Source organism: Nocardia sp. CA-119907 (assembly GCF_050955995.1).
GTDB lineage: Bacteria > Actinomycetota > Actinomycetes > Mycobacteriales > Mycobacteriaceae > Nocardia.
The window spans coordinates 915,345-936,064 of the sequence record NZ_CP192091.1; the positions used below are offsets into that span (position 1 = coordinate 915,345).

At 67.4% G+C, this 20,720-nt stretch carries 23 protein-coding genes; 19 read left to right on the forward strand and 4 right to left on the reverse strand.

Annotated features, from left to right (window positions below; genetic code table 11):
• The first annotated feature begins 50 nt into the window (after positions 1-50).
• The 5 genes from proC to ACQP2D_RS04365 all read left to right on the forward strand — a co-directional run bounded on the left by proC (position 51) and on the right by ACQP2D_RS04365 (position 4,034).
• Entirely contained in the window at positions 51-890 is an 840-nt protein-coding gene (proC, locus tag ACQP2D_RS04345) for a pyrroline-5-carboxylate reductase (RefSeq protein WP_433682436.1), read from the forward strand.
• A 275-nt stretch (positions 891-1,165) separates the two neighbouring features.
• The gene (locus tag ACQP2D_RS04350) at positions 1,166-1,456 is read left to right on the forward strand and encodes a helix-turn-helix domain-containing protein (protein ID WP_433682437.1); all 291 of its coding nucleotides are present in this window, start codon (positions 1,166-1,168) and stop codon (positions 1,454-1,456) included.
• A gap of 169 nt (positions 1,457-1,625) precedes the next feature.
• Positions 1,626-1,727, forward strand: coding sequence for a 30S ribosomal protein bS22 (locus ACQP2D_RS04355; protein WP_003402602.1), 102 nt, complete (start codon positions 1,626-1,628; stop codon positions 1,725-1,727).
• 247 nt (positions 1,728-1,974) lie between these two features.
• Entirely contained in the window at positions 1,975-3,006 is a 1,032-nt protein-coding gene (locus tag ACQP2D_RS04360) for an NAD-dependent epimerase/dehydratase family protein (RefSeq protein ID WP_433685525.1), read from the forward strand.
• Positions 3,003-4,034 (forward strand): lysophospholipid acyltransferase family protein, encoded by a 1,032-nt coding sequence (locus tag ACQP2D_RS04365; RefSeq protein WP_433682438.1) that lies wholly within the window; start codon positions 3,003-3,005, stop codon positions 4,032-4,034. Before ACQP2D_RS04360 ends, ACQP2D_RS04365 begins: the two co-directional genes overlap by 4 nt.
• A 114-nt stretch (positions 4,035-4,148) precedes the next feature.
• Here the strand turns inward: ACQP2D_RS04365 and ACQP2D_RS04370 are convergent, their stop codons facing one another.
• Positions 4,149-5,159 (reverse strand): HAD family hydrolase, encoded by a 1,011-nt coding sequence (locus ACQP2D_RS04370; protein WP_433685526.1) that lies wholly within the window; start codon positions 5,157-5,159, stop codon positions 4,149-4,151.
• Positions 5,160-5,288: 129 nt separating this feature from the next.
• Between ACQP2D_RS04370 and ACQP2D_RS04375 the strand changes: the two genes are divergently transcribed.
• The 5 genes from ACQP2D_RS04375 (at position 5,289) to ACQP2D_RS04395 (ending at position 10,841) form a co-directional block, all read left to right on the forward strand.
• Complete coding sequence (locus ACQP2D_RS04375) at positions 5,289-5,549, forward strand: glutaredoxin family protein (RefSeq protein WP_433682439.1); 261 nt, start codon at positions 5,289-5,291, stop codon at positions 5,547-5,549.
• A 254-nt stretch (positions 5,550-5,803) separates the two neighbouring features.
• Entirely contained in the window at positions 5,804-6,625 is an 822-nt protein-coding gene (locus tag ACQP2D_RS04380; protein WP_433682440.1) for a redox-sensing transcriptional repressor Rex, read from the forward strand.
• 73 nt (positions 6,626-6,698) lie between these two features.
• Positions 6,699-8,144 (forward strand): glutamyl-tRNA reductase, encoded by a 1,446-nt coding sequence (locus tag ACQP2D_RS04385; RefSeq protein WP_433682441.1) that lies wholly within the window; start codon positions 6,699-6,701, stop codon positions 8,142-8,144.
• Positions 8,141-9,205 (forward strand): hydroxymethylbilane synthase, encoded by a 1,065-nt coding sequence (gene hemC / locus ACQP2D_RS04390; RefSeq protein WP_433682442.1) that lies wholly within the window; start codon positions 8,141-8,143, stop codon positions 9,203-9,205. The genes ACQP2D_RS04385 and hemC overlap by 4 nt, the downstream gene beginning before the upstream one ends.
• A 73-nt stretch (positions 9,206-9,278) precedes the next feature.
• Positions 9,279-10,841, forward strand: a complete 1,563-nt coding sequence (locus tag ACQP2D_RS04395) for a uroporphyrinogen-III synthase (RefSeq protein ID WP_433682443.1) — start codon at positions 9,279-9,281, stop codon at positions 10,839-10,841.
• 81 nt (positions 10,842-10,922) lie between these two features.
• On the opposite strand, the gene ACQP2D_RS04400 is transcribed toward ACQP2D_RS04395, so the two are convergent.
• Together ACQP2D_RS04400 and ACQP2D_RS04405 are read right to left on the reverse strand one after the other, a co-directional pair.
• On the reverse strand, positions 10,923-11,201 hold the full coding sequence (locus tag ACQP2D_RS04400; protein ID WP_433682444.1) for a hypothetical protein: 279 nt from the start codon (positions 11,199-11,201) through the stop codon (positions 10,923-10,925).
• Between the two features lie 137 nt (positions 11,202-11,338).
• On the reverse strand, positions 11,339-12,166 hold the full coding sequence (locus tag ACQP2D_RS04405) for a tetratricopeptide repeat protein (RefSeq protein WP_433682445.1): 828 nt from the start codon (positions 12,164-12,166) through the stop codon (positions 11,339-11,341).
• 242 nt (positions 12,167-12,408) lie between these two features.
• Here ACQP2D_RS04405 and ACQP2D_RS04410 point away from each other — a divergent pair, with 242 nt between their 5' ends.
• The 6 genes from ACQP2D_RS04410 (at position 12,409) to ACQP2D_RS04435 (ending at position 17,360) form a co-directional block, all read left to right on the forward strand.
• Positions 12,409-13,386, forward strand: a complete 978-nt coding sequence (locus tag ACQP2D_RS04410; protein WP_433682446.1) for an SDR family NAD(P)-dependent oxidoreductase — start codon at positions 12,409-12,411, stop codon at positions 13,384-13,386.
• 57 nt (positions 13,387-13,443) lie between these two features.
• Positions 13,444-14,421 carry a porphobilinogen synthase gene (hemB, locus tag ACQP2D_RS04415; protein WP_433682447.1) on the forward strand — a complete coding sequence of 326 codons (978 nt, stop codon included), beginning with the start codon at positions 13,444-13,446 and terminating at the stop codon, positions 14,419-14,421.
• Between the two features lie 785 nt (positions 14,422-15,206).
• Positions 15,207-15,623, forward strand: a complete 417-nt coding sequence (locus ACQP2D_RS04420) for a hypothetical protein (RefSeq protein WP_433682448.1) — start codon at positions 15,207-15,209, stop codon at positions 15,621-15,623.
• A 332-nt stretch (positions 15,624-15,955) separates the two neighbouring features.
• Entirely contained in the window at positions 15,956-16,543 is a 588-nt protein-coding gene (locus ACQP2D_RS04425) for a hypothetical protein (protein WP_433682449.1), read from the forward strand.
• The gene (locus ACQP2D_RS04430) at positions 16,540-16,806 is read left to right on the forward strand and encodes a hypothetical protein (protein WP_433682450.1); all 267 of its coding nucleotides are present in this window, start codon (positions 16,540-16,542) and stop codon (positions 16,804-16,806) included. Before ACQP2D_RS04425 ends, ACQP2D_RS04430 begins: the two co-directional genes overlap by 4 nt.
• Before the next feature lie 323 nt (positions 16,807-17,129).
• Complete coding sequence (locus tag ACQP2D_RS04435) at positions 17,130-17,360, forward strand: hypothetical protein (protein WP_433682451.1); 231 nt, start codon at positions 17,130-17,132, stop codon at positions 17,358-17,360.
• On the opposite strand, the gene ACQP2D_RS04440 is transcribed toward ACQP2D_RS04435, so the two are convergent.
• A complete protein-coding gene (locus tag ACQP2D_RS04440) occupies positions 17,357-17,737 on the reverse strand; it encodes a hypothetical protein (protein WP_433682452.1) in 381 nt (126 codons plus the stop codon). The genes ACQP2D_RS04435 and ACQP2D_RS04440 overlap by 4 nt on opposite strands.
• Before the next feature lie 191 nt (positions 17,738-17,928).
• Here ACQP2D_RS04440 and hemL point away from each other — a divergent pair, with 191 nt between their 5' ends.
• The 3 genes from hemL (at position 17,929) to ACQP2D_RS04455 (ending at position 20,614) form a co-directional block, all read left to right on the forward strand.
• A complete protein-coding gene (gene hemL / locus ACQP2D_RS04445; protein ID WP_433682453.1) occupies positions 17,929-19,266 on the forward strand; it encodes a glutamate-1-semialdehyde 2,1-aminomutase in 1,338 nt (445 codons plus the stop codon).
• 101 nt (positions 19,267-19,367) lie between these two features.
• Positions 19,368-19,994: a histidine phosphatase family protein gene (locus tag ACQP2D_RS04450; protein ID WP_433685527.1), complete on the forward strand. Its 627-nt coding sequence runs from the start codon at positions 19,368-19,370 to the stop codon at positions 19,992-19,994.
• Complete coding sequence (locus ACQP2D_RS04455) at positions 19,991-20,614, forward strand: TlpA disulfide reductase family protein (protein ID WP_433682454.1); 624 nt, start codon at positions 19,991-19,993, stop codon at positions 20,612-20,614. The genes ACQP2D_RS04450 and ACQP2D_RS04455 overlap by 4 nt, the downstream gene beginning before the upstream one ends.
• Positions 20,615-20,720: the final 106 nt, after the last annotated feature.

The window sequence follows — 20,720 nt, forward strand, 5'->3', positions numbered from 1 at the left end:
CGGTTCCCCAGCGCCGCGGCGATATTGCCGCGCGATTAGCCTTTAGTCCTATGACGAGAGTTGCGGTGATCGGTGGCGGTCGCATCGGCGAGGCGTTGATCGCCGGGTTGCTGGAATCGGGACGGGCGGCCAGGGATCTGGTCGTCGTGGAGACCCATCCGGATCGCGCCGAGCTGATCGCTGACCGGCTCGGCGTGCGGGTGACCGATTCGATCGCCGACGCGATCGTCGGCGCGGATATCCTGGTCATCGCGGTCAAGCCGGGTGACGTGGATACCGTGCTGACCCAGCTGGCCAAGGCCGAGCTCGACAGCGACCGGGATCAGATCCTGGTGTCGTTGGCGGCGGGTGTGCCGACGGCGCGCCTGGAGAACAAGCTGCCCGCCGGATTCCCGGTGGTGCGGGTGATGTCGAATACCCCGATGCTGGTCGGCCAGGGCATGAGTGTGCTCGCGCCGGGCCGCTACGCCCGCGCCGAACAGCTGGCCCAGGTGACCGAATTGCTCGCCGCGGTCGGCAAGGTGGCCACCGTGACCGAGGCGCAGATGGATGCGGTGACCGCGGTCTCGGGCTCCGGACCCGCGTACTTCTTCCTGGTGGTCGAGGCCATGATCGATGCGGGCGTCGGACTCGGCCTGACCCGCGACGTCGCCACCCAACTCGTGGTGCAGACGATGATCGGCTCGGCCGCGCTGCTGGAGGGGTCCGGGCAGACTGCCGTCGAGCTACGTGCGGCCGTGACCTCTCCGGCGGGCACCACCGCCGCCGCGGTGCGCGAATTGGAGCGGGGCGGGGTGCGCTCGGCCTTTCTGGAGGCATTGCACGCCGCCAAGCAAAGGTCGGCGGAGCAGGGTGCGAACGACGGGCACGGTGGCGGTAGCGCGGCATGACCGCGGAGGGCTCCGGGAATGCCGCGAATCGAACACAGCGAAGCGCTTGGCGTCGCGTAACCCCTAGGGGGTAGTACGGGTGACCGAAATCAAACTCAGCGCATATTCAGGGTGACCGGTCGGTTCCCTGCATGTAAACCTGATTTCTCACACCCGTCGCAGTAATCCCACTGGTCCCGCTAAGCTTCAAGGAGCACGTGCGTGTCTGTTCCGCCGGTGGGGAAGCTGGCGGCGCGGACGTGCCGGAGGTCAGTGGTGCAATGATGTCTAACAAGATGTCTGCAAATAGCTCAGGGACGTCGCCAGGTAGCTCAGGACCATCGGGTGGCCGGGCTGGTTCCCGGACGCAAGGCGGCTCGACGTCTCCGACGCAGTCGGTGCTCGGCGGTGGTACCCAGTTCCTCACCGTCGCCGAGGTTGCGAATCTAATGCGGGTATCCAAGATGACCGTCTATCGGCTGGTGCACTCGGGTGAGTTGCCCGCCGTGCGGGTCGGTCGCTCGTTCCGGGTGCATGCCAAAGCGGTCCACGACTACCTGGAGACGTCCTACTTCGACGCTGGATGAGGCGATTTCATCCGCTTGTCGGTGTCCCGGTAGGATGAACCCTCGGTTCGTGTGCGCCTGCCTGGCGGCACCGCTTTGTGGTGTCCGGTGCCTGCTGGCGGCGCGGACGCTGAAACAGGCGTACGTGATTGGCGTGCGCGCCGAGTAGAGAGAACGCGAGGACGACCCTATGGGTTCTGTGATCAAGAAGCGCCGCAAGCGCATGTCGAAGAAGAAGCACCGCAAGCTGCTTCGCCGCACGCGTGTTCAGCGGCGCAAACTCGGCAAGTAAGAGCCGCGCGTTAGCTGGGAGGCCCGTCACCGATTGGTGGCGGGCTTTTCTTTTTGAAACAGCGAATTTTGAAAGTTGCTCGTGTATCGGGTGACTGAAGTCATCGTTAGAACCTGGTTAATAATCCCGGCGTATCCGAATCGACCAGTTACGCTGGTACCGCAGTCATGGAATAGGGGGGCTGTCACAGTTGGGATCCGGTGCGGTGGGTTCTGAGGTACGGGATGGACATACACCCAAGGTGGTGATGGTGACCGGTGCCAGCCGATTCTTCGGCGGCAACGTGGTCGCGCGGCTGGCCCAGGATCAGAACATCGAACGCATCCTGGCCGTCGACACCATGACCCCTGGTCGTGACCTGCAACGGCGCATGGGCCGCGCCGAGTTCATTCGCGCCGATATTCGAAATCCCTTGATTCGCAAGGTAATCGGCGGCAATGAGGTCGATACCGTTGTGCACGCGTCGATGGTCGCGCATCCGCCGGCCGGTGGTGGCCGGGCGGTGATGAAGGATCTCAATGTCCTCGGCGCCATGCAGTTGCTCGCGGTCTGTCAGAAATCGCCTTCGGTGCGCCGGGTGGTGGTGCGTTCGACCTCCGCGGTCTACGGATGCAGCGCGAAGGATCCCGCGAAATTCACCGAGGAAATGAGCGCGCGAACGCCACCGAGCGGTTGGTTTGCTCGGGACATGATCGAAATCGAGGGATTCGTTCGCGGACTCGGTCGGCGCCGCCCCGATATCGCCACCGCCATTTTGCGTCTGGCACCCATTGTCGGCCCGCGCCTCGCCGGGCGTGGTGTGCAGTATCTGCGTTCGCCGGTCGCGCCGACGGTCTTCGGCCGCGATGCCAGGCTGCAGTTGCTGCACGAGGAGGACGCCATCGCCGCGATGGCGCACGCCGCCCGGCACGCACCCGGCGGCACCTACAACATCGCCGGTGACGGCGCGCTGGCGCTATCGCAGGCCATCCGGCGCGCTGGCCGCATCGAGCTGCCGATCCCGTGGATTGTGTTCCGCACCGCGGGTCGCGCGCTCATGGGGCCGATCATGCGTGATTTCACCAGTGAACAGCTCGACTATTTCCATTTCGGCTGTGGCCTTGACACCACCCGCATGCGCACCGAGCTCGGGTTCGTACCGCGCTGGACGACGGTGCAGGCATTCGACGACTTCATCGGGGGCGCAGCGTCGCGGCCCGTCATCGATCCCGCCTGGATCGATGCCGCAGAACATAAACTGCTCGGCCTGTTGGGGGCCGGTACGGGAGCACATTCATGAATGACGTAGCCAAAGTCATCCAACTCCACGATCTGAACGTAGAAACGCGCCAGCGAACCGCGCCCCGGCGCTGGCCGGAGCCGGTGACCGGCGAGGCAACGCCGAGCCAGGTGGTGACCTCGCTGACCGAACGTCTGGCCGCGAACGAACCGCCCGCGCCGCAGTCCCTATCGGAGATGCTGCGCGGCGCCGTCGGCAGGCAGATCCGCAGCACCGCGGAATTCGCGCGTCGCCGCATGACCGGTGACTATCAGGTCGACGAATTCGGTTTCGACGAGCATCTGCTCGAATCGCTCATCCTGCCCACGCTGCGCCCGCTCTCGGATTTCTGGTTCCGGGTGCAGGTCAACGGGATCGAGAACATTCCGGAGGCGGGCGGTGCGCTGATCGTCGCCAACCACGCGGGCACGGTTCCACTCGACGGACTGATGCTGCAACTGGCGGTCCACGATCGGCATCCGAAGGAACGCGCACTGCGCCTGCTGGCCGCCGACCTCATCTTCGAGATGCCGGTGCTCGGCGTGCTCGCCCGCAAGGCGGGTCACACCCTGGCCTGCCGTCCGGATGCCGAAAGGCTTTTGCGCGCCGGCGAATTGACCGGTGTCTTCCCCGAGGGTTTCAAGGGCGTCGGTAAGCAGTTCACCGACCGGTACAAGCTGCAGCGCTTCGGTCGCGGTGGCTTCGTCGCCGCGGCGGTGCGGACGGGTACGCCGATCATCCCGTGCTCGATCGTCGGCTCCGAGGAGATCTACCCGAAGCTGGCCGATATCAAGCCGCTGGCCCGACTGCTCAATCTGCCGTATTTCCCGGTGACTCCGCTGTTCCCGCATTTGGGCCCGCTCGGCGCGCTGCCGCTGCCGTCCAAGTGGTACATCGAATTCGGCGAGCCCATCCCGACCACTGGCTACGAGGCCGAGGCGGCCGACGATCCGATGACCATGTTCGAGGTCACCGACCAGGTCCGCGAAACCATCCAGCAGACGCTCTACAAACTGCTCACCAAGCGTCGCAACCCGTTCACGGGTTAGCGGACGATCCGGACGTTCGCCTGACCCGTCGTCCCGGCGAACGCCGGGACCCAGTCCGGAAACCCCTCGACCGCACTGGATTCCGGCGTTCGCAGGGGCGACGGTGCGGGGTGATCAGTGCTCGCGGCGTCGGGTGACCGCCGCGGCGACCGCGCCACCGGCGGCACCGAGCGCCAGCGCCGTCGGCACGCCGATCTTGGCGGCCTTGCGCCCGGTACGGAAGTCGCGGATCTCCCAGCCGCGGTTCTTCGCCACCTCGCGCAGGTCCGAATCCGGATTGATCGCCACCGCGGTGCCGACCAGCGACAGCATCGGCACATCGTTGTGGCTGTCGGAGTAGGCCGTACAGCGCTTGAGGTTCAAGCCCTCTCGGATTGCCAGCGTGCGCACCGCATGGGCCTTGCCGAGACCGTGCAGAATGTCGCCGACCAGCCGTCCGGTGAACTTCCCGTCCACGCTCTCGGCGACCGTGCCGAGCGCCCCGGTCAGCCCGAGCCGCTTGGCGATCACCTGCGCCAACTCGACCGGTGTCGCGGTAACCAGCCATACCTGCTGCCCCGCGTCCAGGTGCATCTGTGCCAGAGCCCTTGTCCCCGGCCAGATCTTGTCGGCGATGATCTCGTCGTAGATCTCCTCGCCGAGGGCGGCCAGTTCGGCGGTCGGGCGGCCCGCGATGAACGCGAGTGCCTTCTCCCGGCCCGCGGCCATATCGGTGCTGTTCTCCTTGCCGGTGACCCGGAACTTCACCTGTTTCCAGGCGACGTCCACCAGATCGGAGGTCTTGAAGTATTTGCGCGCGGCCAGTCCGCGGGCGAAATGCACGATCGACGCACCCTGCACCATGGTGTTGTCGACATCGAAGAACGCGGCCGCGGTCAGGTCACGTGGCACCTCGGGCCCGGCCGCCTCGACATCGGCCTCGGCGAGTTCGGCGTCGTGCAGCGACAGCGCCGCCTCGGCACTTGCCTCACCGGCCAGATTGGCCCGCAGCTCTTCCTCGCTCGGGCCGAAGGGGCTGCGAGAGATGCGCGCGAGTTGGTCCTGCAGACCCTGGCCGAGCCGACCCTGATTCCACCGCACCGGAAACTCACCGAATCGTCCCGCGATAAAACCTGCCCTTGCCACCTTCGATCGTTCCGGCACCAGTACCTCCGCCCGTCGCGCGAACCACAACCACATTAGCTGGCCGCGGTGACAGTTAAGGCAGTACGGCACGCTCCGATCGGGGCGTGGCGAGGGGATTTAATATCGGCCATGACCAATCCCACACATTCGGTGACGCTGCTGACGAGATCGGGCTGCGGGCTCTGCGTCATCGCGCTCGAGCAACTCCGGGCGATCTGTGCCGAATTCGACATCGAGCCGGCGACGGTCGATGTCGACGAAATCGCCGGAACCGACCCTGGCCTGCGGGCGGAGTACGGCGACCGGCTTCCTGTCGTGCTGCTCGACGGCCGTGAGCACAGCTATTTCGATGTCGACGAGCTCCGATTGCGGGCCGACTTGACTCGCTGAGCGATAGCTGATCCGGCCCGATTCCGCCGCGCTGCTGGTCGCGGCGGAAAATGAGGCCAAATTCACCGACTTTGTGAAGGGCTGCACAAGCGGTTACGGTGGTGGCACGCGACCCGCATGCTCCGAGGCTGCGGATCCACCGCGGTAGTGAACCCAGCATTCCGAATACTTCGACCATGGCACCGGACCGCCCCGGGCACGAGGTCGAACGATGAACCGGACCTCGCCGGAGGCCGGAACGAGGAGCCGACGACGTGACAGAGCAGCATGAGGCGCCAAGCGGCGTCTCCGGCAGGGCTCTGCAGAAGGACATCCCGCAGGCCACGGTGGCGCGGCTGGCCACCTATCTCCGGGTCCTCGCCATGTTGGCCGACGACGGTGTTGCCATCGTATCGAGTGAGGAACTGGCTGTCGCGGCGGGTGTCAATTCGGCCAAGCTGCGCAAGGACCTTTCGTTCCTGGGACCCAATGGCGTTCGGGGTGTCGGCTATGACGTCGCCAAGTTGCGCACCAGGATCGAGGATGTGCTCGGTCTGTCGCAGGGACATCGGGTGGTGCTGGTCGGCGCCGGAAATCTGGGCCGGGCCCTGGTGGGCTACGGCGGCTTCCGGCGGCGTGGGTTCACCGTGGTCGGCATGTTCGACAGCCATCCCGAGGTGATCGGCATATCCGTCGCCGGTCTGGTGGTGCGCGATGTCGCGGATCTGGCCCCGGCCATCGATGCGTTGAAGCCGACCATCGCGGTGATCACCGTGCCCGACGATGCGGCGCAGGACGTCTGCGACCAACTGGTCGCCTCCGGGCTGCAGTCGATCCTGAGCTTTGCCCCATGTGAGCTGACCGCGCCGGAGACCGTGGAGGTCCGCCGGGTCGACCTGGCGGTCGAGCTGCAGATGCTGTCGTTCGAGACCGCGCGCAATGCTCCGCCCCTGCCCGAGGTCGCGCACGCGGTCTCCGGCCGCATCGCCCACCGCGCGCCCGCGCACACTGCTGCCGGACATCCGGCACTCAAACACTCGACGACCTCGCATTCGGCAACGGAGCCATCCAGCAAGGGATCGGTGGTTACACCATGAGTGAGCGTAGCGAACGAATCATGTGCCAGCGCGCCATGCGCATGACGCAGCCGAGCGCCAGCGAGGCGGAGTCATGAGCATTCTGTTAGTCGGGATTTCGCATCGCAGCGCGCCTGTCTCGATTCTGGAGAAGGTCGCGATCACCGACGCGGACCGGCCCAAGCTGATCGACCGAATGCTCACCTCCAGCCACGTCTCCGAGGCGATGATCGTCTCGACCTGCAACCGCGTCGAGGTCTACGCCGTTGTCGACGCCTTCCACGGCGGTCTCGCCGAGGTCGGCGAACTATTGACCAAACATTCCGGACTGCCGCTGCCGGATCTGACCAAGCACGCCTACGTCCGCTACAGCGAGGCCGCCGCCGAACATCTGTTCGCGGTGGCCAGCGGCCTGGATTCGATGGTGATCGGCGAGCAGCAGGTGCTCAGCCAGATCCGCGGCGCCTATGCCTCCGCCGATGCCCAGCAGGCGGTCGGGCGGACCCTGCACGAACTGGCCCAGCACGCATTGCGCGTGGGCAAGCGGGTGCATTCGGAGACCGGTATCGATCGGGCCGGTGCCTCGGTGGTTTCGGTGGCGCTGGATCGCTCGCAGCAGGTGCTCGGCCCGCTCGCGGGTCGGACCGCCGTGGTGGTCGGGGCCGGTGCCATGGGCGGGCTCGCGGTGGCGCATCTGTCGCGTGCGGGTATCGGCCGCATCGTCGTGGTGAACCGCACCCTCGCCCGGGCCAAGCGGCTCGCGGACACCGCGCACAGCCACGGTGTCGAGGCCGACGCGATGGAACTGTCACGGTTGACCGAGGCGATGGCGGCCGCCGATGTCGTCATCACCTGTACCGGTGCGGTCGGCGCGGTGGTGACACTGGCCGATACCCACCGCGCCCTGGCCGAACGTGAGCGCGGCAGCGAATTCGCCTCGGCGGAACGGCCGTTGGTGTTCTGCGATCTCGGCCTGCCGCGCGATGTCGAACACGCCGTCGCCGGTCTGCCCGGTGTGACAGTCATCGATATCGAGACCTTGCAGCGCGATCCGGCGGCCGGCGCGGCCGCCGACGATACCGCGGCCGCCCGCTCGATCGTCGCCGACGAACTCGCGAAATACCTTGCGGGCCAGCGCATGGCGGAGGTCACCCCGACCGTGGCCGCGCTGCGTCAGCGCGCGGCCGAGGTGGTCGAGGCGGAACTGCTCAGACTCGATTCCCGGTTGCCCGGGCTGGCCGATCCGGAACGGGACGAGGTGGCGCGCACGGTGCGCCGCGTCGTCGACAAACTGCTGCACGCGCCGACGGTGCGGGTCAAGCAGCTGGCCTCGACGCCGGGCGGGGATACCTACGCCGAGGCGCTGCGGGAATTGTTCGAGCTCAAACCCGGTGCGGCGCAAGCGGTTGCGACACCGATGGAAATCAGTCCGATCGGCGACGAGCACGGCGCGCTGCGTTTTACCGGGGACGGCGAGATCGCGCTTGCCGACGACTTCACCGCCGGACACCGCGGCGAGGAACAGGGGCAGACGGCATGACAATTGCGCAGGAAGAGGAAAACGTGACCGCAGGCAGCACGCGCGTGCCGTGGCGGATCGGCACCAGAGGTAGTCTGCTCGCCCTCACCCAGGCGGGCACGGTTCGCGACACCCTGATCGCGGCCGGACACGATGCGGAGCTGGTGGTCATCAAGACCGCGGGCGATCTGTCCTCGGATCCGGTGCAGAAGATCGGTGTCGGCGTATTCACCTCGGCGCTGCGTGACGAACTGGCCGCCGGAAATATCGACATCGCGGTGCACTCGTACAAAGACCTGCCGACCGCACAGGATCCGCGCTTCACCATCGCCGCCATCCCGACCCGCGAGGATCCGCGCGACGCGCTGGTGGCCCGCGATGGTCTGGTGCTCGGTGAGCTGCCCGCCGGTGCCAGGGTCGGCACCTCGGCGCCGCGCCGCGCGGCCCAGTTGCGCGCCCTCGGGCTCGGTCTGGACATCGTGCCGCTGCGCGGCAACCTCGACACCCGCCTGCGCAAGGTCAGCGAGGGCGAGTTGGACGCGGTGGTGGTCGCCAGGGCCGGACTCGCCCGGATCGGGCGGCTCGACGCGGTCACCGAGGCGCTGGAGCCGGTGCAGATGTTGCCCGCACCCGCGCAGGGCGCGCTGGCGGTCGAATGCCGGTGCGACGATGCCGAATTGCTCGAGGCGCTGACCGAACTCGACGACGCCGCCACCCGTGCCGCCGTCATCGCCGAGCGGTCGCTGCTCGCCGAACTCGAGGCCGGTTGCACCGCGCCGATCGGCGCCATCGCCGAAGTCGTCGAATCGCTCGACGATGACGGCAAGATCGTCGACGAACTGTCGCTGCGCGGCTGCGCGGCGGCCGTCGACGGTTCCGATGTGTTGCGCGCCTCCGTGGTCGGCCCGCCGGAGCGCGCCGCGGAACTGGGCCGCGAGCTGGCCAGGGAACTGCTCGAACTGGGCGCCCGCGAGCTGCTCAGCGCGCCGGAACCGGAGTCTGCCGGTTCCCCCACATCGGCGGTGAACCCGCCCGCCTCTGACGACTTCATCAATTTCAGTCCAATGGAGAACAGCCAATGAGCGAGCGCAGCGAGCGAATCATCAGCACAGCGCCTTCGGGCATGCCAGTGCCGAGCGCTAGCGAGGTACTGGCATGAGCCGAGCACACAAGAAGCACCCTGGTCGGATCTTGTTCGTCGGGTCGGGTCCCGGCGATGTGGCACTGCTGACAGTGCGTGCTCGCGAGGTGCTCGGTCGCGCGACGCTGGCGTTCACCGATCCCGATGTCGACAAGGGCGTGCTCGCGCTGATCGGTATCGAGGTCGAGCCCGGTGCGGACGGCGAGCGTCCGGTGGATGTGCGTCCCGCGCTCGGCGATCCCGCCGAGGTGGCCAAGACACTGATCGCCGAGGCGCGCAGCGGCCACGATGTGGTCCGGGTCGTCGCGGGTGATCCGCTGACGACCGATTCGGTGATCGTCGAGGTCAACGCGGTCACTCGTTCGCATATGGTCTTCGAGGTGCTGCCGGGTCTGCCCAATGGTTCGGCGGTGCCGAGCTTCGCCGGTATCGCGCTCGGCTCCGGGCACACCGAGGCCGATGTGCGCGGCGAGGTCGACTGGGCCGCGCTGGCCGCGGCGCCCGGCCCGCTGGTGCTCTCGGCGACCTCGGGTCATCTGGCCGAAACCGCGAGCGCTTTGGTCGAACACGGTATGGCGCCGCAGACCCCGGTCGCGGTGACGGTGCGTGGCACCACCCGCCAGCAGCGCACCATCGAGGCCACCCTGGCCACGCTCAACAGCGCGGCATCCGAACTGGTCGGCCCGCTGGTGGTGACCATCGGCAAGGTGGTCGCGCAGCGGTCGAAGATGTCGTGGTGGGAGTCGCGCGCGCTGTACGGCTGGACCGTGCTGGTGCCGCGCACCAAGGATCAGGCCGCTGAGATGAGCGAGCGACTGGTGACCCACGGCGCCATCCCGATGGAGGTGCCGACCATCGCGGTCGAGCCGCCGCGCAGTCCGGCGCAGATGGAGCGCGCGGTCAAGGGACTGGTCGACGGTCGCTACCAGTGGGTGGTGTTCACCTCGACCAATGCGGTGCGCGCGGTATGGGAGAAGTTTGCCGAATTCGGGTTGGACGCACGGGCCTTTTCCGGCGTGAAGATCGCCTGTGTCGGCGAGGCCACCGCGGATAGGGTGCGCTCGTTCGGCATCAATCCGGAGCTGGTGCCCAGTGGCGAACAGTCCTCCGAGGGCCTGCTCGCCGACTTCCCGCCCTACGACGACGTTTTCGACCCGGTGAACCGAGTGCTGTTGCCGCGCGCGGATATCGCCACCGAAACCTTGGCCGAGGGTCTGCGCGACCGCGGTTGGGAGATCGATGACGTCACGGCCTACCGCACGGTGCGCGCCTCTCCGCCGCCTGCCGAGACCCGCGAGATGATCAAGACCGGCGGCTTCGATGCGGTCCTGTTCACCTCGTCCTCCACCGTTCGCAATCTGGTCGGCATCGCGGGTAAGCCGCACGCGCGCACCATCGTTGCCTGCATCGGCCCGAAGACCGCCGAGACGGCCATCGAATTCGGTCTGCGCGTGGATGTGCAGCCCGAGGTCGCCCAGGTCGGCCCGCTGGTGGAGGCGCTGGCCGAGCATGCGGCCCGCCTGCGTGCCGAGGGGCTGCTGCCGCCGCCTCGTAAGAAGAGCCGCCGCAGCCGGTAGCTTTGGCCTACCCGGTTGCGCGACGAAGGCGTCGCCCCTCGTCGCGCAACCGGAGCCGCCGCAACCGTCGAGCGCCGTTGATCAGCGGCTGTAGCGCATCAGGGTCCGCACCAACCGACAGGTGGTGTCGGACGGGGGTCGGATATCGATGAGTTCGGCTGTCCGCCGGATCCTTTCATTGCTGGCCTGACTCGGCAGGTAGATGCCGGAGTCCAGCAGCGCGATGGTCAAGCGCATCGCCTTGAGGCGGCGGTTGTGCGAGATGTACCACTTGCGCGGTCGCCCGGCGGGCAGCGGCTGCTTGCGCAGCGGGACATAGGGCCGATCGATAACCTTCGACTCGGGTGCGGTTTTGGGCACTGTGGCGTCCTCCCGTCGCGATCGGGAACCGTGGGAGTTCCCTCGAACACGCCTTCGATTTTACTACTGCCCACCGACAAAAACGCCCGCTCACAAGGGGTTTCGACAATCATCGCGTGGCCAGCATCGGCGCGAGTTCACAGGTCGTGCAGCAGTCGCATGGCCTCGGGGTGGCGCAGTGTGGCGGCGCGCTCCAACCAGTACCGCGCGTCCTGGTACGCCTTGGCTTTTGCCTCGGCCGCGGCCGGACTGTCCGGGAAATCCACGTGCACATGTTGTTCGCGCAGGAAGCGCGCCAGGTGGAACATCGAATCGGCATCGCCGGCCTCGGCGCCGCGGCGCAGCCACCGCTCACCCTCGACCCAGTCACCGTGCTCGAGGAAGATCACGCCGAGTACCGCCATGGCATCGGCCCGGCCGCGTCGAACGGCCTCGGTCAGGAGCGTGACCGCCCGTTCGACCTGTCCCTCGCGCGCCAGCCGCACCCCGAGAGTGCGCATGGCCGTTGAACTTCCGGCCCGCACCGCGCGCTCGTACCAGTGCCGTGCCTCGTTGTCGAAGCCCCGGCGACTCGCGACAACCCCCATATTGCACAGCGCCTCCGGCAGTCCGTCCTCAGCCGCTGGCAGGAACCACATTTCGGCGGCGTCGAGATCCCCGCGCTCCAAATACAGCGTTCCCAACTGCTGATCGGCCCCGGGGCAGTCGGCCGCGATGGCGAACTCCAGCCACCGGATCGCCTCCGAGATCCGTCCGTCGGCCGCCAGCAGTGCGCCCAGACCCGCCATGGCCGGGCCGCTGCCCTGCGCGGCGGCGCGCCGGAACCACTGTTCGGCCTCGGCCGCCTCGCCAGCCTCGTACAGCCGCTGCGCCAACTGCAGGATGACGCCCGGATCCCCGCCGCGCGCCAGTTTCCGCAGACCACTCCAATCGGTCCGCCGCGGCGGAATCGTGAATTCGGTCATCGTCTACTCCCGGAGCCGGACCGGCCACTCACCACCATCATCCCCCGCCACCGCATCTCACCATTCTCGGTACGGCCGCCCACCGCCGCGTGGCCGCAGCGTCGCGCAGTGGCCTTATCGAATCCTCGAGACATCCTTAACGCCGATCGGTACCCCGGGGATGACACGGTGTCCTCCCATGGGCCGACCGATCGGGCCGCCAGGAGGAAGCGGCCCGATCGGTCGGCCGAGATGATCGGTGCATGACTGCGGAATCGACACCGGAAAACGAATCGTCGGATACCGAATCGCCTGTGCGTCAGAGCCGTTCGCGCCGCACGTTCATGGGGCTCGCGGCCGCGGGCGCGGGTGCCGCCGCGGTGACGACGGCCGTTGTGGTGCCGCCGTATCTGCGCGATCCGCCGACCGAACCGCTACCGGCGGCCGCGCCGGGCAGCCGCTTCGCTGGGAAGGTGGTCCTGGTGACCGGCGGTACATCGGGTATCGGCGAGGCCGCCGTGCGCGCGTTCGCCGCCGAGGGCGCGTCGGTGGTGTTCTGCGGACGGCGCGAACAGCTCGGTGCGCGGATTGCCGAATCCATCGGCGCAGCAGCGCATTACGTGCGTACCGATATTCGCGTTCCGGCCGAGGTCGAGCGATTGGTTGCAGCGGTGGATCGCAGGTTCGGTCGCCTGGATGTGGCATTGAACAATGCGGGGATCAGGATCGAGGGTGCGGCCGAGGACCTTTCGGTCGAGCAGTGGGACGACGTACTCGACACCAATCTGCGCGGAATCTTCCTCTCGGTGAAATATGAAGTGCCGCTGCTGGAACGCTCCGGCGGCGGGGTGATCCTGTGCACCGCCTCCAAATCGCTGATGGCGAGCGCGCCCGCCTACTCCGCGAGTAAGGCCGGAATCGAGGGTCTGGTCGGATCGATGGCGCAGCAGTACGGCCCGCGCGGCATCCGGGTCAATGCGATCGCCCCGGGCACCACGAATACCGCGCTGATCCGCCCGGCCGGTCTGCCGGATCCGATATGGTCGGCCTTCAAGGACGCATGGGGTCCGCTGAATGTATCCGCGCTGGGTCGGATGGCCGAGCCGGCCGAGATCGCGCGGGCGATTCTCGCGCTGTGTGGCGACGATCTCGGCTATATGGCCGGCTCCACCGTGCTGGTCGGCGGCGGTCCGTTCGGCGGCGGAAAGATGCAGATGCCGCCGGGCTTCCCGGCTCGCTGATCGTTCGGTGCACCCGCGCGTGCAACGGGCATTCGGACCGGGCGTATCGTGCGGATTATGACCGGATTGGACCGCCCGCGGCGGTTGCGCCGTACTCCCGCCCTGCGCCGTCTCGTGGCCGAAACAACTCTCGAGCCACGGCAATTGGTGTTGCCGATGTTCGTCGCCGATGGGCTGGACGAGCCGCGTGAGATCGGATCCATGCCGGGGGTGCGCCAGCACTCGATGGATTCGCTGCGCAAGGCGGCGGTCGAGGCGGTCACCGCGGGGGTCGGCGGGCTGATGCTATTCGGCGTGCCGCTGCCCGAGGACAAGGACGCCACCGGCAGTAAGGCCAGCGATCCCGATGGGATCCTGAACCGCGGTTTGCGCGCGCTGGCCGAGGAGGTCGGCGATGCGACGGTTGTCATGGCCGATACCTGCCTGGACGAATTCACCGATCACGGGCATTGCGGCGTGCTGTCCGCCGACGGCGCCGTCGACAATGACGCCACCCTGCACCGCTATGTGGAGATGGCCCTCGCGCAGGCGGATGCCGGTGCCGATCTGCTCGGCACCAGCGGCATGATGGACGGCCAGGTCGGCGCGATCCGGCGTGGACTCGACGCTGTCGGGCGCACCGACACCGGCATCCTCGCCTACGCCGCCAAGTACGCCTCGGCGTTCTACGGCCCGTTCCGGGAGGCCGTCGCCTCCTCGCTGGAGGGGGATCGGCGCAGCTACCAGCAGGATCCGGCGAACCGTCGCGAGGCGATCCGGGAGTTGCAGCTCGATCTGGCCGAAGGCGCGGACATCGTGATGGTCAAGCCCGCGATGTCGTACCTGGACATCCTCCGCGATGTCGCCGACCAGTCGACCGTGCCGGTGGCCGCGTACCAGATCTCGGGTGAGTACGCGATGATCACCGCCGCCGCCCAGCGCGGTTGGATCGACCGCCGCGCCGCCATCCTGGAATCACTGATCGGCATCCGCCGGGCGGGCGCGGACATCGTGCTCACCTATTGGGCGACCGAGGCCGCACACTGGCTGTCGTGAATTCGTCCAGATCGGATACGCCCACTCCGAATCCGGCCGATTCGGAGTCGTCGGCGTCGGAAGCGTCTGGGCCGAAGTCGTTGGATCCCGAGTCGGCGTTGCCGGGTTCGGATCCGAGTGGTCCGAGTTCCGCCGGGGCGAGTCCGGCCGAGCTGTCCTTGTCGGGGCCGAATTCGCCGGGGTCGCATCCGCAGGAAGTGAGTCCCTCCGGATCGCATCCGGAGGGAGAGAATCGGCCGCAGCCGTACTCGCCGGGGTTGCATCCGGTGGGAGCGAGTTCGCCCGAGTCGTTGGGCCCGGAGTTGGCCAAGTCGGCGTCGCCGGGTTCGGATCCGAGTGGTCCGAGTTCCGCCGGGGCGAGTCCGGCCGAGCTGTCCTTGTCGGGGCCGAATTCGGCGGGGTCGCATCCGCAGGAAATGAGTCCGGCGGGATCGCATCCGGACGGAGTGGGGCAGTCCGAGCCGGGCTCGCCTTGGTCGAATGCGCCGGGGTCGCATCCGGAAGGAGCGCGTTCGGCTGAGTCGTACGCGCCGGGACCGAATTCGCCTTGGGCGCATCCGCAGGGCGCGAGTTCGCCCGGGGCATACCCTCCGGGGCACTATCCGCCTGGGCCGTATCCACAGGGCCCACACGCACCGGGTCCATACGCACCGGGTCCACACCCGCAGGGCCCATACGCACCGGGCCGGTACCCGGGTGGTCCGGTTGTCGGGCCGCGGCCGGAGCCGCCGGAGGATGTTCGGACGGCGCGGCAATTGTGGTGGGGGGTTATCGGATTCGGGATCGTGCAGTTGATCGGGTCGATTCTGGCGGCCGTGCAGCAGCGCGGTGAGTATGCGCAGAAGATGTACGACCAGGTGCATGCCAGCGATCCGAACTTCACGATGCCCAGTGCGCAGCTGATGGTTTCGCTGGCCTTCGTGGTCGGTGTGGTGATCGGTTTGGCGCTGGCCGCGTTCACGCTGCTGTTGGTGCATCAGATGGTGCGCGGAAAGTTGTGGGCGCGGACGCTGTTGACCGCCGTCGGCGTCTGGCTGGTGCTGGTCGCGGTCGGCACCCTGTTCGCGCTGGAAGCGGTGACCGGAGCGGCCTCGCTGCTGGCCGGTGGTGCCGCGATCGTGCAGGGCGTACTCGCGGCGGGCGCGGTGTACCTGAGTCACCGTCCGGACTCGACCGCATACTTCCAATTGAACCGCAGGTGAACGGGATATGGAGTCGCCCGCGAGTTTGTCAAGGAAACGCCAGCATGTATCGTGAGGGTTGTCACAGCGGAAATGGGAACCGGTAGTTATTTGTTACACGTTGACTTACGTTTCGTAAGAACGTCGACCAGATGGCTCCCGAAGATCGGAGGCATCGATGCGAGTGGTTATCCAACAGCCGCAGAGCATTCGACGAGATCTGCTCGTGCTGAGTCTGCTCATCCTCTTCGGCTTGGTTACCGTCGCGGTGCTGCTGTTGCCCGGCAAGGTCGGCTGACCCGGGGCGGGATATCGACTCCCGGCGCCCCGCTCGGCGTGACCGGGAGCATGCTGTGACCGATACGGGTGATGGCACAACCATCCTGTTCGCGGAACCGGGCGCGCGGTGGCGTTCGGTGGCCTACGGGCCGCTGCTGTGTCTGATCGTTCTGATTCTCGAATTCGTGGCCGCCGCCCAGGTGCACTGGTTCGCCCTCATTTTCTGTGCCGCGTTGATCGCCGGTTTCGTTGTGCTGCAGGTGATCGCGGGGCAGCGGCATGTGAGCGTCGAGCTGACCGATACCGCGCTGCGCGAGGGCACCGAAACCCTGCCGCTGGCGGCCATCGATGCGGTGCTGCCCGAGCGGGACGAGGATTCCTGGGACGATGAGGATTGGGAATCGGCGCGTTCACTCGGCGAGTTGAGTGGGGTGCCGCGTCGGCGCAAGGCCATCGGGCTGCGACTGGTCGACGGTGCCCTGGTGCAGGCGTGGGCGAAGGATCACCGCGGACTGCGGGCCGCGCTCACCACGGCATTGGGTGGTGCGGACCAGGCGGCAGACGCGGCCGAGGATGCGGACGCAGACGCGGCCGAGCATGCGGACCTGGCCGCGCCGAATACCGAGGAAACCGAACACAGCGAGAACGGAGCGGATCGTTGAAGCGATGGATCGTGCTCGGTGACCGCATGCTGCCCGCGTTGGTCGAGCTGACGCTCGCCCTGGCCTGCGCGGTCCTCGCGGTGGTGAGCTGGCGCAGCGGATTGATCACCACCACCTTGGCCCCCTCGGGCGAGGTGCCCGGCTTCCAGGCCACCCGCTACAGCGGCCCGTGGCTGGTCTTGGCCACGTTCCTGGTCATCGTGGGCGGCGTGCTCGCCATTGATGCCGTCGCGCGAACGGTGCGGGCCACGCGGTCGCGCTGAGGGCGAGCACCGGCGATCTCCGTCGCCGCGACCGTTTGGTCGCCGATTTCGCGGGAACCTCGCAGGTATGATGCCGCCAATTCCTACGTTCTCGCCGCTGAATCTGCTGCCCGCTCCGTTATCCTGCCTGCTGACAACCGGTTTCGCGCTGTTCTGCGTCGGCGTCACGGCCTAGTGGCACCGTCTGGCGGATGTGCCGCGACTCGGTTACCGTGCAAGTGCCGCGCCGCGAGGTGTCTCGGTCGCAACGGTCGGCATTCGGTGAATACTGTTGTGGCCGTTATGCTTTCGGCCGGTTATCCGCACCGTGTCGACTGGGAGAAATGCTTGTGATTCGTTTTGCCGGAAAAGTGTGCGCGGCGGTTGCCGTGGTGGCCGCGATCGGTGCGGCCCCCGCATGGGCCGCACCGGGACTGCCGCTCGAGCCCGCCGAGACCGAGGTGGCCCAGCCCGCGCCGATCTTCGTGCCCGATTCGGGTTCGGCGGGTGTCTACAACAACTTCATGTGCCAGCTGCACACCATCTCGGCCTCGGTGCCGTGCATGTACACCTAGTTCCAGTTCTGGTAGATGTCCAGCAGGCGGCCACTGTGGGTGCCCGGCGCGTTGAGGTACAGCGCGACGGTGCCGTCCGGATGGCTGGCCGCCTCCGTGATGACCTGACGCAGTGAGGCGTGCACGCCGCCGTTTTCGTCGTGGTAGATCTCGGAGTCGCCTTTCAGCCCGGCCCCGATTCGGCTGAGCGGCACCACCATGGTGATCAATGCGGGCACCGGTCCGTCGCCGAGTGCCTCGGTCTCCGAGTGATTCAGATGCAGCCCGACCCGGTCGGGCTGGGTGATCGGATCCGCGGCGGCGGCGGATCCGGCGCCGAAGGATATGGCGGCGGCGACCGCGGCGCAGATCGTGGCACTGAGGACGGCAAACCGCATGGCGCTCTCCCGGTGGGCTAGATGGTGCGACGACCCTCCGAGATTACGCACCAGCAATCATTCAGCCACCGATATCGCCGCGAACCACGATCGGCGTGTTGCATGCGGGACGCCGGTGTGGCTGCGGTCTGCATCACCTCCACTACACCCTGTCGTCGACTCCTTCGGATCGGGCTGAGACACTGGACGTCGTGAGTTCTTCTCCGCGCGCGACCAGGGCATCGGTGCCGGTCTCGGCTCAGCTCTTCGACCGGGCTGCTTCGGTGATTCCAGGTGGTGTCAACTCGCCGGTGCGGGCGTTCAAGTCCGTCGGTGGCACACCGCGATTCATCGCCTCTGCCAACGGTTACACGCTCATCGATGTCGACGGCAACGAATATGTTGACCTGGTGTGCTCCTGGGGTCCGATGATCCTCGGCCACGCGCACCCCGAGGTGGTCGAGGCCGTGCAGCGCGCGGCCGTTGGCGGACTGTCCTTCGGCGCACCGACCGAGGCCGAGATCGAACTCGCCGAGCTGATCGCCGAGCGGGTGGCGCCGGTGGACCGGGTCCGCCTGGTGAACTCCGGCACCGAGGCCACCATGAGCGCGGTCCGGCTGGCCCGCGGTTACACCGGCCGCGCCAAGATCATCAAGTTCGCCGGTTGCTATCACGGCCATGTGGACGCCCTGCTGGCCGACGCCGGGTCCGGCGTCGCCACACTCGGCCTGCCGACCTCGCCCGGTGTCACCGGTGCACAAGCCGGTGACACCATCGTGCTGCCCTACAACGACATCGACGCTGTCGCCGCCGCCTTCGCCGCACATCCGGATGCGATCGCCTGCGTGATCACCGAGGCGGCCGCGGGCAATATGGGTGCGGTCGCGCCGCTGCCCGGCTTCAACGAAGGCCTGCGCAAGCTGACCACCGAACACGGCGCGCTGCTGATCATGGACGAGGTGATGACCGGATTCCGGGTCAGCCGGTCCGGGTGGTTCGGCCTCGACGGCGTCGCCGGTGATCTCTACACCTTCGGCAAGGTGATGAGCGGTGGACTGCCCGCCGCCGCCTTCGGCGGACGCGCCGAGATCATGAATCACCTCGCGCCGCTCGGCCCGGTGTATCAGGCGGGCACCCTCTCCGGTAATCCGGTCGCTGTCGCCGCGGGGCTCGCCTCGTTGCGCGCGGCCGATGACGCGGTGTACGCCGCGCTCGATCGCAATGCCCAGCGGCTCGGCGGCCTGTTCACCGAGGCGCTCGACGCGGCAGGGGTCGAGCATCAGGTTCAGTTCGCGGGCAATATGGTGAGCGTGTTCTTCGCCGACCGTCCGGTCACCGACTACGATGCCGCCAAAGCCAGCCAGACCTGGCGTTTTCCCGCTTTCTTCCACGCATTGCTAGATGGCGGCGTGTACGCGCCGCCGAGCGCGTTCGAGGCCTGGTTCGTCTCCGCGGCGCTCGACGAGGACGCGTTCGACCGTATCGCCGCAGCCCTGCCCGCCGCCGCACACGCGGCCGCGGCCGCCACCCCCGAAGGATCCAGCGCGTGAGTTCCGACCAGCCAGATTCCGAAGAGCGCGAACTACCAGACACTCCGGTCGCGAGCGCTGAGGCCACCGGGCCCGGCGTCGAGACGCCCGATGACGACGCCATCGAGACCATCGTGCACGTGCTGCGACACGGCGAGGTGCACAACCCGAAGGGCATTCTCTACGGTCGCCTGCCCGGGTTCAGCCTCTCGGTGACCGGACGCGCGCAGGCCGGTGCGGTGGCGCGTTCGCTGACCGACCACGACATCGCGCTGGTCATCGCCTCACCGCTGCAGCGCGCGCAGGAGACCGCTGAACCGATCGCCAGGCAGCACGGGCTGATGGTGCGCACCGATGAGAACCTGATCGAGGCCGGCAATACCTTCGAGGGCCTGCGGGTTTCGGTCGGTGACGGCGCGCTGCGCAAGCCGAGGCACTGGTGGAAGCTGCGCGATCCGTTCACCCCGTCCTGGGGCGAGCCCTATCTGCAGATCGCACACCGCATGCTGGCCGCGGTGAACAAGGCCCGGGTCGAGGCGGCCGGACATGAGGCCGTGCTGGTCTCGCATCAGCTGCCGGTCTGGACGCTGCGGCGGTTCCTGCAGGGCCAGCGGCTCTGGCACGATCCGCGGCACCGGCAGTGCTCGCTCGCCTCGCTGACCTCGCTGGTCTACCAGGGCGACACCCTCGTCGACATCGTCTACTCCGAACCCGCTGGCGGTTCGGATCCCACGGTGCACGGCGCATGAGAACTTCCTCCCGGTCGTTGGCCCGGCGCTGTGCGCCGGTCCTGCTCGCGTGCGTGGCCCTGGTCGCCGCGCTCGCGGGTTGTTCGACCGGGAAGGATGCGGTGGCCTCCGGCGGTACGTTCGAATTCGTCTCGCCCGGTGGCAAAACCGATATCTACTACGATCCGCCCGCCGCGCGTGGCACCATCGGCAAGCTCGCCGGGCCGGATCTGATGACCTCGGGCAAGACCACCTCGGTCGCCGACTTCCCGGACAAGGTGGTCGTCCTGAATCTGTGGGGGCAGTGGTGCGGGCCGTGCCGCGCCGAGGCGCCCGCGCTCGAAAAGGTCTACGAGGCAACAAAGGACAGGGGCGTCGTCTTTCTCGGCATCAATGTCCGTGATTTCCAGCAGGACAAGGCGCAGGACTTCGTCGTCGACAACAAGGTCGGTTATCCGTCCGTCTACGACCCGTCCATGCGCACCCTGCTCGCGCTCGGCGGCAACTTCCCGACCAGTGTCATTCCCACCACGCTGGTGCTGGATCGGCAACATCGGGTGGCCGCTGTCTTCCTCCGGTCGCTCTTGGCGGAAGACCTACAACCAGTCGTCGAACGCATTGCCGCGGAAGGTTCCCAGTGACCCCGTGCCGTCGTTCGGCCCATGCCGTAATTACGTCCCGCTCGCTATCGGGCGGTAGGAAGGTGCAATCGTGAATCGCGATCGCCGTACTCGTAGCCCGCGCGCG